This is a genomic window from Paraferrimonas haliotis, from assembly GCF_002282895.1.
Lineage (GTDB): Bacteria > Pseudomonadota > Gammaproteobacteria > Enterobacterales > Shewanellaceae > Paraferrimonas > Paraferrimonas haliotis.
The window spans coordinates 82,496-94,221 of sequence record NZ_NRRB01000003.1; the positions used below are offsets into that span (position 1 = coordinate 82,496).

The window sequence follows — 11,726 nt, forward strand, 5'->3', positions numbered from 1 at the left end:
CCGCTTATTCCTTAGTAATCCAAGCTTCGGATTGAGTGGCATTGACTTTTTGCCCCATGCGCACCTTCATGGCGCCACGAATGACCACCTGTTGGCCTTCTTCAACACCGTCGACCAACTCCACGACACCCCGCTGTCGTATGCCAATTTTAACCTGTTGACGAGTAACCATTCCCGAGTCATCCACTAGGTATACGAAATGGTCGGCTTGATTAGGAATGATTGCAGATTCCGGCACTACTAAGGTTTGATGCTCGGCATTAATCAAGCGAACTTTCATTAACATACCGGGTAATAAGCGTCCGTCTTCATTGTTAATTTCAGCACGGATCATCACTGCCCGAGTCACGGGGTCAATGCGGCTTTCAATAGAGCGCACAATGCCATGAAACACATCGTCTGGGTATGCGACTGTGGTGGCTTCGACTTTTTTACCCGGTTGTAGATCGCCAAGAAAACGCTCCGGTACCGAGAAGTCAAGTTTAATGATGCTGATGTCATCTAAGTTGGTAATGCTTTGGCCTGTGGACACCAAACTTCCCAACGACACTTGACGCAAGCCCAAACGGCCAGCAAAAGGCGCCTTAATGGAGCGCTCTGATAATTCGGCTTGCGCTTGACTAAGTTTAGCGCGGGCGGTGTCAATGAGGGTTTGCAATCGGTCTCGCTCAAGCTCAGCAATGGTTTGGTTGGTCACCAAAGAATCGATGCGTTGAAATTCTCGAATGTGGTCCGCCAATTGAATCTTGGCTTCTTTCACCATCGCTTGTTGTTCATCTTGACGTAACGTTAGCAGCAACTGACCTTTAGCCACCATGTCGCCATCGTCGAACGCCAGTGAATCCACTTTCTCGGTCACCTTAGAGGTGATGGTTACCGACTCTTTTGCTTTAGCCGTGCCCAACGCTTCAACGCGATCTTGAAGTACCTGAGAGGCAACGGGCGTTACAACAACACTCACAACCGATGGGCCTCGCTTACCTTTAGCAGGAGCCGCCTCATCAGAACTAACATTAAGGTACGCAGCTACTGCCGCGGCACCAATTACAAGCAGAATTATTATTTTTTTCATGGTGTTCACGCCTACAATAAGTGGCTTAAGTTTACTAATTCGAGGTTGTTACGCAATAGATATTACAAAGGTTTACAATTATGTTGAATTCGTCAATTTTGGCCATAAAAAAACCGCAGACAAGGCTGCGGTTTTAAGGTGATGGTAGCGTCTAGCGACGGCTGTTTCGGTCTTCACCCATGACGTCTGAGAAGAACTGATAAATCTCATCCATGGTTTCGTTATCAAGCTTGTTGTCGGTGGCGTCAAACAGCTGAATTTGAGTTTTCTTGCTGTCGTCAGTATCGCTTAACTTGAATCGATATAACCCGTCTTCCAAAGGCATGGTCTCAGCGCCGAACATGCTCTGCCAGAAGCCCTCACCTTCACCGGTACGAGCGTAGTAAATACCGTTATTTCGGTCTCTGTCTTCAATGTCAAAGCCCAACTCAGGAAGTACTACCGCTAAACGTTCCCATGTGCGCATGTAATCCGCTTCAGCAATCCATACTTTATCGCCATCGGCATTGGCTATCATATCGATACTGATGCCAAGGCTATTGCGAATGGCTTCTGCTTTCGCATCTAAGGCTCGACGAGCACTTAAAAAGGCGACGGCATCGTTTAATACATCAATTGTGTAACGGCGTTTGTCTTCCGAAGTCAGTGCCGGTATCTCATCAACGCCATCAATAGACTCTTCATGTTCCACTAAGTCAATGGTGACCGAGCCGGTGCGACCGTGGGGACTTACGTCAATTGAAAAACGGTAACGCTGACGCAAAACGTATTCGTCGTTACTGCCTATCCAGCGTTTACGGAATTCTTCTCGGTTTTCGACCCAATCGGTTTCGATAATGCCGCTATCAATGTTGCTGGTTACGGTAGCCACATCATTTTGCTCAAGGTAGTCGCTAATGGCTTTATAGACTTCCTCTTTCAGGTCTTTGCGCCCAACCGCCTCGATGGTGACTTTCACGTTATCAACGCCCGACTCGACGTGAGTACCTTCTGCCGATGCGATAACTTGCAATGGCGGACGAATATCAAGGTCTTTACCTTTCGGGGTCGACTTGGCTTCTTCTGACAGGGGTGGAATATCAAATTCGCTACTGTACTGGGGTTCCTTTAACGGCGCGGGAACCACTAGACGTTGTGATTCCTTAGCTTCTAAATACTTATCGGAACCGCTGATTTGGCGACGTTCAATGGGCGTAGAACATGCACTGACTAAAAGCGTGAGCGCTAAAGCGGTAGTTACCTGCTTGATCATTAATTAACCTCAATTCCTGCCTGACGCATGGCGGCAAGGACCTGTTGATGATTTTGTTGTTGTAATTCTGTCAGCGGCAATCGTAATACACCGCAATCCATCAATTTCATTTGGTGAGCTGCCCACTTGACTGGAATGGGATTGGCTTCCACAAACAATGCTTTATATAGACCTATCATGGGTTCATTTAGTTCACTGGCGCGTTCCGCATCACCCTTAAGTGCAGCCTGACACATTTCTTGGAACAGTTTGGGTAGGATATTATTCACAACCGAAATTACCCCGTCGCCACCGCGCAGTATAAATTCTTTAGCAGTAGCGTCGTCGCCACTAAACAATAAAAAGTCCGATGGGCAGTATTTACGCAATTTACCCACTCGAGAAACGTCACCGGTGGCTTCTTTGATACCAATGATGTTATCCACCGTCGCCAACTCGGCAACCGTATCCGGCAACATATCGACGGCTGTGCGCCCGGGCACATTATATAGAATCTGGCCAACATCGCTGGCCGCGGCTATGGCTTTATAGTGCAAAACAAGCCCTTGAGGAGAGGGTTTGTTGTAGTACGGTGTTACGCTTAACATGGCGTCTAAACCTAGCGGATTCAAGGCTTTGGTGAGCTCCACCGCTTCTTCGGTTGCATTAGCGCCATTTCCGCCAATCACTTTTATTCGCCCGACGGCGAATTGAACCACTTTTGCCACCACCTCGACGTGCTGTGCTAGCGGTAAGGTGGCCGACTCGCCTGTGGTGCCTACCGCAACGATTGCCGTAGTTCCGGCATTAATATGAAATTCAACCAGTCTTTCTAGCGCATCATAATCGACACGACCGTCTGCCAACATAGGCGTAATTAACGCTACGATGCTACCCTTTAACATCTTTTTTCCTCGGGGAGTTTTGGAGCCATAATGTTACTTAGCGAATTTATCAAACACAAGGGTATAAACGATCTCATGTTCGCTTTTTATGGTAGCATGTGCCCACGCTAGAAATTATGCTCAAAAGAGAAACATTATGACTGAGTTTTTGGTGGTGACCGCCGTCGGTGCCGACCGCCCAGGAATTGTTAATCGTTTTACTCGGTTAGCCAGCGATTGCGATTGCAATATTGTCGACAGTCGCATGGCCTTATATGGCAAAGAATTAACCTTGAGCCTTATGCTCAGTGGTGATTGGGGAGCCATTACGCGAATTGAAAGTGCCTTGCCGGCCCTTGGGGTGGAATTAGAGTTTCATACCGTCATCAAGCGCACTACCGAACACACGGCTCAAGACTTTACCGCTAAAATGGAAATCAGCCTAAAAGGGCCAGACCGCTTAGGCACCATGAGCGAACTGACTCAGTTTTTTGCTGAACAAGAGCTGGAATTATCAGGGTTACGATCACTGGCGCTTAAAAACGGCCAACAAGAACTGCACTTTAGCTTAAATCTGCCACCACAAGCAGACAGTAATAAGCTTTCGCAACAGCTAGAAGAGTTAGCAACAAGCTTAAGTTTAACCTGCCAGATAACTCTGCTAGATGTGAGCGAGCAATAACCAACACGGCTGTTAGTTACCGTTGAGATAATCCAGCACAACCTGATGGTGGTCCTTGGTTTTAAACTTATCGAAAACCTTCTCCACCATCCCTTTCTCGTTAATGAGAAAACTAATGCGATGCACACCATCGTAAACTTTTCCCATAAATTTCTTTTCACCCCAGATTCCAAAGGCTTCGCACACTTGATGGTCTTCATCACCGACTAATGAAAAGTTGAGTGATTGCTTGGTTTCAAAGTTCTTTAATCGTTTGGTTGGATCTGGGCTTATTCCAATCACTTTGACATTTTTTTCAGCAAGTTCATCACGAGCATCACGTAACGCGCAGGCTTGTACTGTGCATCCAGGGGTAGAGGCTTTTGGGTAGAAATACACCAGCACTTTTTGACCTAAGTAGTCTGCAAGCGCTACTTGTTCGCCATTTTGATCAGGAAGGCTGAATTGTGGAGCACGAGCGCCCGCTTGTATTGGTTTAATCATTCGTTGACTCATTATTATTGTGATTGAGGTTAGCTTGAGTCTAACGTCAACTTTCTTTGAAAAAAAGTCAAAAAAAAGCGAACCGCTATGAGTTCGCCAAAATAGCTTAACTAGCTAAACAACATCTTTATATAGGGAGACAAAATCGCAAAGGCGATGGCCCACATGGTGACGAAAATAAATCGATCTAAATACGCCCATGCCTTAGGGTTGGTAAACACCGGAGCTAAGTAGCGGGAGCCATAGCTTAAGGTAAAAAACCAAACAAAGGACGCCAATACCGCACCTGCGCCAAACCAAGCGCGATCATCGGCATGAAATTGAGTACTTATGGAACCCAATAGCACTACGGTATCCAAGTACAAATGCGGGTTAAGCAAGCTGATGGCAAGGGTGGTTAAAACCGCCTTTTTGAGGGAATCCGCCGCTTTGCTTGAGTCGGTATCAATGGCCTGTGGCTTAAAGGAGGCTCGCAAAGCGTTAAAACCATACCAAAACAAAAACGCTGCACCGCCGAAACTGGCGGCGTGTGCTAATGCTGGGAAATTCATGATCAGTTGCCCCATGCCCATTACACCGGCGGTGATCATGATGGCGTCAATTAAGCTGCACAACATCGCAATTGGCATTGAGTGATTGCGCTTAATGCCCTGCTTCAACACAAACGCATTTTGTGCTCCAACAGCCATAATTAAGCTAGCTCCAATACCCATACCTTGTACAAATGCCACTGCCATGACGACCTCAACTCCAAACTGTGTGCTAATTTAGGCGACAGATTAGGTTGCTTTACAGATTAAGTAAAACTAATATTTTAGATACGGTATAAGTAAAACTTATTAAATATGATTGATTATCGAGGGCTGCAAGCCTTAGCAACCGTCATCCAAGAAGGCGGCTTTGAGCGCGCTGCCAAGGTGCTGTTTATAAGCCAGTCCGCAGTCTCTCAGCGAGTAAAGCAATTAGAAGAGCGCATGGGTGAGGCTTTGTTAGTGCGCTCTAACCCCATAGAGACCACAGCCGCGGGTAACCGATTGTTACGCCATTTTCAGCAAGTGAGCTTACTAGAAGCAGAATTGTCTCGCGAGCGCGGCGACGAGCTCTCGACGGCCAACAACAAAATTCAAATCGCGGTTAATGCCGACTCCTTGGCGACCTGGTTTATGCCCAGTTTGAATCAATTGTTTGAGCGCAGAGACTGGCTATTGGAGCTGGTAGTAGACGATGAGGCACGAACTCATAAACTGTTAAAAGACGGCAAAGTGATTGGTTGCGTGACCACTGAGTCACACGCGCTGCCCGGTTGTCGCAGCGACTATTTAGGCACCATGGAATACACCTGCGTGTGCAGCCGCGCCTTCAAAGACAAGTATTTTAGCGACGGCATGACGCAAGCCGCCATTCAAAAAGCACCAGCCGTACTCTTTAACGAGCGCGACGAATTACATCATAAATACCTATGGCAGCATCACAAAATGCCACCGGGGCAATGGAATTACCATCGCATTCCTTCGTCTGAGAGCTTTTTAGAATTAATAGTGAATGGCTTTGGCTACGGCTTGGTGAGCAAATTGCAATCCACTCCCCTGCTGCAACAACACCGATTACTGGAACTTGAACCAGAAAAAACCATGCTGGTGCCCTTGTATTGGCAGCACTGGAACATAAAAGCCCCACAAACCACTCTGATTTATAGGGCTCTTGCTGCCAGCGCTCGTAGGCATTTATTACAACAAATGTAACAATGCCTACTCGGCTGCCTTCATTTCTGTTGGCGGTCGTTCAACACTCGGCCAAGCATTAACAACCGCTCTCACCAGTGACGCCAGTGGGATAGCAAAAAAGACACCCCACACACCCCATAAACCGCCGAACACCAATACCGCGGCAATGATCATCACCGGATGCAGATTAACCGCGCCGGAAAATAGGATGGGAACCAATACATTGCCATCAAGTGCTTGAATAATGCCATAACCCAACATTAAGTAGCCAAATTCCGGACTTACTCCCCACTGGAAAAAGCCAACCAAAGCAATGGGAATGGTGACTAAGGTTGCCCCTACATAGGGCACTAATACCGATAACCCGGTCAGCACGCCTAACAACACCGAGTAGCGCAACCCCATCATGGCAAAGAAGATGTAGCTCACCACACCAATGATGATGATTTCCATGATTTTGCCGCGAATGTAGTTAAAGATCTGAACGTCCATTTCAGTCCACACTTTATTGGCCAGTTCGCGGTTATTTGGGAAAAAGCGGGTCACGTCTTTAATGAGCGATTCTTTGTCTTTTAGAAAAAAGAACACTAACAACGGCACTAAAATGGCGTACACCATTAACACCAATGCTTCCGCTGAGACTCCGGCCAAGCCTTTCAATACTTTTAAGACTTGTTGACTGTCGGCCATTGACTGCACTTCTTTCATAATGGCGTCGACGTGAGTCATGGAAATGTATTGCGGGTATTCCTGCGCTAACTCTTCAATGGAACGATAACCACTATCAATCATGTTCGGTAAATCACTGGCCAGCGATAACCCCTGATTCCACAGGCTGGGAATCAAGCCAAAGGTAATCACCATCATCACCAAAACAAAACCCAGTAAAACAATGGAGGCCGCCGCTGCTCTGGGTAACCCGACGCGCGTCATTTTATCCACCGGCCATTCCAATAAGTAAGCCAGCACCAAAGCCAACAAAATGGGAGCCAGTAGCGAGCTTGCAAAGTACAGCAGTAAAAAGCCGCCCAACAGGATAAACAGTAAGGTAATGGCTTGCGGATCGGAAAAATGCAGCTTGTACCAACTCTTGATCATCGACAACATGAAATTAGCGAAAGCTCCCTTAAGGTTTTGTAATTATTAATTCCAAGCCATGTGGCTTGCTTGTTTGAGTATATGGAATCTGCTTTTTTGTTAACAGGCGGGGAACATCCTGACACGAACCTGGGTCTGACAATAGTACGGTAATGTGTTCACCCGAGCTCATGCTCTTGAGCCTCAGCTTAACGGTTATTAACGGAATTGGGCAGGATTCTGATGTTAAATCCAATGGTTCCATGGTGTTCTCAATGCCTGATAATGTCGCTATTATCGAATGGAATGGCAAAAACCTCAACCGTTACACTTAAGTCGTCTAAGAAAGTCTAGCCCCGCCTAGGCGGTTAGCGTTACACTGTAGGGATATAAGAAGAGAATTAATGACTTGAAAAAATTTCCAATAGCTAAGTTAGCTAAAAGTGCTTTAGGGTGTTTAGTAGGGCTCTCCCTCAGTGGCGGTGTGGTAGCCAACTTCAAAGCCAGTGATCTCCCAGATTTAGGCACCGCAGCGGTAAACACCCTAACCATTGAAAAAGAAATGCATGTCGGTGATGCCTACATGCGAGTCATTCGTGGCTCGGCTCCGGTGGTTTCAGACCCGGTATTAAATCAGTACCTCACCGAGCTTGGGGATAAGTTAGTCAGTCACGCCCACAACGTAAGAACCCCATTCACCTTCTTTTTGTTGCGCCAAGATGACATTAACGCCTTCGCCTTTTTCGGTGGCCACATTGGTATTCATACCGGCTTATTCTTAAATGCCGACAACGAAGCGCAGCTTGCTTCGGTAGTTGCCCACGAGATTACCCACGTAACTCAACGCCACTTAGCCCGTTCCATGGAGGCCGCCAATAAAACCGGACCGGCAGCGATGGTGGGCATGCTTGGTGCGATTTTATTAACCATTGCCGCACCGCAAGCCGGTATGGCGGCACTTGCCACCACCCAAGCGCTGGCAACTCAAAGTAAAATTAACTACACCCGTGCTCACGAGAAAGAGGCGGATCGGATTGGCATGTCGTTGATGGTGGAAGCGGGGTTTGACCCTCAAGGCGCTCCGGATTTCTTTCAAAAGCTGGCTGCCCGCTATCGCTACTCAAGCAAGCCGCCGCAAATGCTGCTCACTCACCCATTACCTGAGTCTCGAATCACTGAAGCGAGAAACCGTGCCGCTAATTATCCTAAGCGGCGCTACAAGAATAACCTTGATTACCACTTGGCACGTTCGCGCATTTGGGTGCGATTTTCCCCAATTAGCCCCAAATCGGCGTTAGCCAAATACAACAAAGAACTGCGCACAAACAAGTATATTTTTGAAGAGTCTGCACAATACGGTAAAGCCTTGGCGTTGTTTAGCTTAAAACGCTATCAAGAATCCTCTGAGGTGCTTGATGCGTTACTGGCAAAAGACAAGAACAACCCCTTTTACATCGACCTAAAAACGGACTTGTTAATCGAGACCGATAACACCGATGAAGCCATTGAGTTACTGCAAAGTCGGTTGAAGCTCTCACCCACGAACCCAGTGCTGCTGGCCAACTTAGCCAATGCTTTTTTAGAAGCTAAACAACCAGAGAAAGCCATCTCAGAACTGCAAACCTTAGCGTTTCTAGATAAGCAAAGCACCCTGCCCTATCAGCTTATGACCGAAGCCTATCGGCAACTGGGAGACAAGACCAATCGCCACTTAGCACAAGCGGAGCTGATGGCGTTATCGGCCAATTATGACGGTGCCATTGATCAGCTAAATTACGCCTATCAATTAACCCGAAATCAACCGCTGGAAACCGCCAGAATTGAAGCGCGGTTACGCCAATTTAGAAAAGCAAAAAGTGACTTTGAAGAGCTATAACTAAGACTTTGAAGAACAATAATAAAAAGGAATCACAATGACCACGGTTACTATCTATCACAACCCTCGTTGTTCTAAGAGTCGTCAAAGCTTGGCGATAGTTGAGCAATTAAGCGATGATATTGAGATTATTGAATACCTTAAAACGCCCCCCACAGCTGCCACCATTGGCTCACTGTTGACCATGCTCGACATAAATGCACGAGCGCTGATGCGCACCAAAGAGTCTGAATATAAAGAACAATCCTTAGCCGAAGTCACTGATGAAGAGCAGTTAATTCAGGCCATGGTAAACACGCCTAAATTGATCGAACGCCCGATTGTTGTCGTTAATAATAAAGCGGTTATTGGTCGTCCTCCTGAGCAGGTTCAGGCACTGCTGGAGCAAGAGCTATGAGCAGTTTGAGCCTGATGCGATTGTGTCGTATCGGCTATTTGGCCTTTTGCGCGTTAGTCATGGGCTATTTTGTAAGCCGCAGCGATTACTCTTGGGTGTTTATTGCGTTGTTTATAGCCCCTTTGCTGCTGCCGCTTAAAGGCATCATTGAAGGAAAGCCCTACACCTACGCCTGGTGTGGCTTTATTCTAAGTCTTTACTTGTGCCATGGCTTAACGTTAGCCGTTGTCTCGAGTGACCTGCGTGTCTTCGCCATTATTGAGTCGGTTATGGCGCTAATATTGATTGCCGCTATGAGCTATTTCGCGCGAATGCGAGTACGAGAGTTAGGCATTTCATTGAAACAAATAAAAGCGAATCAACAAGCTTAAGACTGCTCATTAAGGGTAGCAATCGGAGGTAAGTATGAAAAACCACATTATTGCAGCGCTATCAATTTGGCTACTGAGTGCCTGCGGTGGCTCAGACGACGGCGACGCCGTTCAGCCTCCGATTAATGACAACGATCAAATTGAATTTATTGGGGAAACCTCGGGGAATCTGGGCCAGTCACTGGCTATTTGGGCATCGGTTGAAGGGCAATTGAGCCGTAACTTAAGCTACCAATGGCGTCAAACCGCCGGTCCACAGACATTTATTGCGGATCCCAAAAGCCCTATTGCAGCGGCAACCTTTAACCAAACTGGCAACTATGGTTTTGAAGTCACCATAACCGACACCAGTGGTAATCGCATAACCGACGAGGTGATGGTATCGATTAATAACGACGCTCAGAGCATCAATGTTAATCGTGACCACATGGTGGCTCAAGGCAACAAGGTGTCGTTGAGACTGTATAGCGATGCCCTGCCAAGCAACGTCACCTGGCAACAAACCGGTGGCCCTTCGGTGGATCTGCTGTTAAATGCTGACCAAACCCTCGCCACCTTTGATGCCCCTGATGTTACCAGCGATACGCTATTAAGCTTCTCGGTTTCGGCACAAGTAAACGGCACCACCAGTGAAGATAGCGTACACACGTTAGTGACCGCGGAGCAAGGCATTACCACACCTTATCAAGTATTCGAGGATAGAGTGGCGCGCGTATATGCCTACAAGCAAGACTCTCCCTACGCCGCCAATTTACCCCGCTGCATCTACTCGAACCAAATTCCAGAAGGGTTTTGTAACATTGAAGATATTCCGCTGATTGGAAACGGTCAAAGCGCGCCAAGCCTTGACGACATTATGGACAAAGTGATTGTTAGCCATGATTGGATGGGAGAAAACTTCGAAGCCTTTTTAACCAATTATGACAGTAGTGGCGATCTAAAGCGCTTGCTCGGGGCCACCAGTGCAATCGTTATCAGCTATGATGTACGGCCGTCATTTTACTGGCCTGGAACCGCGGCAATTCACCTCGACCCGGAAGACCTATGGCTGACACCAGAGCAGCGAGATACCATTAACGAAGCGCCAGACTATCGAGCAGATTTTGGTAACGAGCTGCAGTTCCTGATGATTTGGCGATACGTAAAAGGTCAGGATTACGCCTCACGTTTTCGCCCAAGAGAAGCCCGAAGCAGTCGTGCGATGGCTGAGCTAGAGCCCGATTTAGCGTCGTTGCTTTACCACGAATTAGCTCATGCCAACGACTATTTGCCACCCTCTGTCCACGCCTCGATTCAAGGGCCCAGTTTGTGGGACGACATCGCTAGACGCTTAAATAACGGCACCATCATTTCTGATCAAATCAGCCGCGACTACCCTCTTGCCAGTCAGCAAATGCTCGATTTAGCCGCGGTTCGGTTTGCAGGACAAAGCCCCAATGCAACCCAAAAAGCGTATCAGCCCAGTGACGTTACTTCCTTCTTTGAACCGGACTCAGCCACGGATTTCTACAGTTACTCCAGCACCCGTGAAGATACGGCCATGATGTTTGAGGAAGCCATGATGGCCCATCGCTACAACATTCGCCGAGACGTTGCCGTTACCAATTCACCGGAAGTAATTAACAGTGCCACCGTCATTGTCGATTGGGGACAACGAGGCCGAGTTGGTGAAGATAAAATGCAACAGCGAGCCAGCGCCACCATTGCCGCTTTTTTACCGAATCTTGATGCCAATGCTGTGATTGCCGGACTTGCGGATCCGGTGCCGATGCGCAGTGGCGACAGCTGGATTGATAATTTGAATTTGTCCGGCGTAAGCTCGAACGCTCGCCAGTTGTCGAGCCGCATGACGCCGCCGTTAGAATGGGAGCCAAGGATCCAAGTCGGCCGTCACTAACCCTTACTCGCCTAACACGGTTTAATAGCGTC

The 11,726-nt window shown here is 47.6% G+C and carries 13 protein-coding genes; 6 read left to right on the forward strand and 7 right to left on the reverse strand.

Annotation, left to right across the window (positions count from 1 at the left end; genetic code table 11):
* Positions 1-4: 4 nt before the first annotated feature.
* The 3 genes from CLC91_RS07055 to dapA all read right to left on the reverse strand — a co-directional run bounded on the left by CLC91_RS07055 (position 5) and on the right by dapA (position 3,208).
* Positions 5-1,072 (reverse strand): efflux RND transporter periplasmic adaptor subunit, encoded by a 1,068-nt coding sequence (locus CLC91_RS07055; RefSeq protein ID WP_095498228.1) that lies wholly within the window; start codon positions 1,070-1,072, stop codon positions 5-7.
* 151 nt (positions 1,073-1,223) lie between these two features.
* Positions 1,224-2,324, reverse strand: a complete 1,101-nt coding sequence (gene bamC / locus CLC91_RS07060) for an outer membrane protein assembly factor BamC (protein ID WP_095498229.1) — start codon at positions 2,322-2,324, stop codon at positions 1,224-1,226.
* Positions 2,324-3,208, reverse strand: a complete 885-nt coding sequence (gene dapA, locus CLC91_RS07065; protein WP_095498230.1) for a 4-hydroxy-tetrahydrodipicolinate synthase — start codon at positions 3,206-3,208, stop codon at positions 2,324-2,326. The genes bamC and dapA overlap by 1 nt, the downstream gene beginning before the upstream one ends.
* Before the next feature lie 136 nt (positions 3,209-3,344).
* Here dapA and CLC91_RS07070 point away from each other — a divergent pair, with 136 nt between their 5' ends.
* The gene (locus tag CLC91_RS07070) at positions 3,345-3,869 is read left to right on the forward strand and encodes a glycine cleavage system protein R (RefSeq protein WP_095498231.1); all 525 of its coding nucleotides are present in this window, start codon (positions 3,345-3,347) and stop codon (positions 3,867-3,869) included.
* Between the two features lie 12 nt (positions 3,870-3,881).
* Here the strand turns inward: CLC91_RS07070 and bcp are convergent, their stop codons facing one another.
* Both bcp and CLC91_RS07080 read right to left on the reverse strand, forming a co-directional pair.
* Entirely contained in the window at positions 3,882-4,352 is a 471-nt protein-coding gene (gene bcp / locus CLC91_RS07075; protein WP_408634217.1) for a thioredoxin-dependent thiol peroxidase, read from the reverse strand.
* 110 nt (positions 4,353-4,462) lie between these two features.
* Positions 4,463-5,089 (reverse strand): LysE/ArgO family amino acid transporter, encoded by a 627-nt coding sequence (locus CLC91_RS07080; protein ID WP_095498232.1) that lies wholly within the window; start codon positions 5,087-5,089, stop codon positions 4,463-4,465.
* Between the two features lie 108 nt (positions 5,090-5,197).
* Here CLC91_RS07080 and CLC91_RS07085 point away from each other — a divergent pair, with 108 nt between their 5' ends.
* Positions 5,198-6,094 carry a LysR family transcriptional regulator ArgP gene (locus CLC91_RS07085; RefSeq protein ID WP_095498233.1) on the forward strand — a complete coding sequence of 299 codons (897 nt, stop codon included), beginning with the start codon at positions 5,198-5,200 and terminating at the stop codon, positions 6,092-6,094.
* Between the two features lie 6 nt (positions 6,095-6,100).
* On the opposite strand, the gene CLC91_RS07090 is transcribed toward CLC91_RS07085, so the two are convergent.
* Both CLC91_RS07090 and CLC91_RS07095 read right to left on the reverse strand, forming a co-directional pair.
* Complete coding sequence (locus tag CLC91_RS07090) at positions 6,101-7,183, reverse strand: AI-2E family transporter (protein WP_095498234.1); 1,083 nt, start codon at positions 7,181-7,183, stop codon at positions 6,101-6,103.
* Positions 7,184-7,202: 19 nt separating this feature from the next.
* Entirely contained in the window at positions 7,203-7,418 is a 216-nt protein-coding gene (locus tag CLC91_RS07095) for a sulfurtransferase TusA family protein (RefSeq protein ID WP_095498235.1), read from the reverse strand.
* Between the two features lie 144 nt (positions 7,419-7,562).
* Between CLC91_RS07095 and bepA the strand changes: the two genes are divergently transcribed.
* Genes bepA through CLC91_RS07115 form a run of 4 tightly spaced genes read left to right on the forward strand, consistent with a single transcriptional unit; the run spans position 7,563 to position 11,694 of the window.
* Positions 7,563-9,029: a beta-barrel assembly-enhancing protease gene (gene bepA / locus CLC91_RS07100; protein WP_233132593.1), complete on the forward strand. Its 1,467-nt coding sequence runs from the start codon at positions 7,563-7,565 to the stop codon at positions 9,027-9,029.
* A 37-nt stretch (positions 9,030-9,066) separates the two neighbouring features.
* Positions 9,067-9,426, forward strand: coding sequence for an arsenate reductase (glutaredoxin) (gene arsC, locus CLC91_RS07105; RefSeq protein WP_095498236.1), 360 nt, complete (start codon positions 9,067-9,069; stop codon positions 9,424-9,426).
* Positions 9,423-9,797: a DUF2069 domain-containing protein gene (locus tag CLC91_RS07110; protein ID WP_095498237.1), complete on the forward strand. Its 375-nt coding sequence runs from the start codon at positions 9,423-9,425 to the stop codon at positions 9,795-9,797. Before arsC ends, CLC91_RS07110 begins: the two co-directional genes overlap by 4 nt.
* A gap of 34 nt (positions 9,798-9,831) precedes the next feature.
* A complete protein-coding gene (locus CLC91_RS07115) occupies positions 9,832-11,694 on the forward strand; it encodes a PKD domain-containing protein (protein ID WP_095498238.1) in 1,863 nt (620 codons plus the stop codon).
* The last annotated feature ends 32 nt before the right edge of the window (positions 11,695-11,726 follow it).

Bases quoted from the DNA above. Each gene is read 5' to 3' on its own strand.
- CLC91_RS07090 (WP_095498234.1), bottom strand. From the start codon at position 7,183: ATGTTGTCGATGATCAAGAGTTGGTACAAGCTGCATTTTTCCGATCCG.
- dapA (WP_095498230.1), bottom strand. From the start codon at position 3,208: ATGTTAAAGGGTAGCATCGTAGCGTTAATTACGCCTATGTTGGCAGAC.
- CLC91_RS07115 (WP_095498238.1), top strand. From the start codon at position 9,832: ATGAAAAACCACATTATTGCAGCGCTATCAATTTGGCTACTGAGTGCC.
- CLC91_RS07055 (WP_095498228.1), bottom strand. From the start codon at position 1,072: ATGAAAAAAATAATAATTCTGCTTGTAATTGGTGCCGCGGCAGTAGCT.
- bcp (WP_408634217.1), bottom strand. From the start codon at position 4,352: ATGATTAAACCAATACAAGCGGGCGCTCGTGCTCCACAATTCAGCCTT.
- CLC91_RS07085 (WP_095498233.1), top strand. From the start codon at position 5,198: ATGATTGATTATCGAGGGCTGCAAGCCTTAGCAACCGTCATCCAAGAA.
- CLC91_RS07095 (WP_095498235.1), bottom strand. From the start codon at position 7,418: ATGGAACCATTGGATTTAACATCAGAATCCTGCCCAATTCCGTTAATA.
- arsC (WP_095498236.1), top strand. From the start codon at position 9,067: ATGACCACGGTTACTATCTATCACAACCCTCGTTGTTCTAAGAGTCGT.
- CLC91_RS07070 (WP_095498231.1), top strand. From the start codon at position 3,345: ATGACTGAGTTTTTGGTGGTGACCGCCGTCGGTGCCGACCGCCCAGGA.
- CLC91_RS07080 (WP_095498232.1), bottom strand. From the start codon at position 5,089: ATGGCAGTGGCATTTGTACAAGGTATGGGTATTGGAGCTAGCTTAATT.
- bamC (WP_095498229.1), bottom strand. From the start codon at position 2,324: ATGATCAAGCAGGTAACTACCGCTTTAGCGCTCACGCTTTTAGTCAGT.
- CLC91_RS07110 (WP_095498237.1), top strand. From the start codon at position 9,423: ATGAGCAGTTTGAGCCTGATGCGATTGTGTCGTATCGGCTATTTGGCC.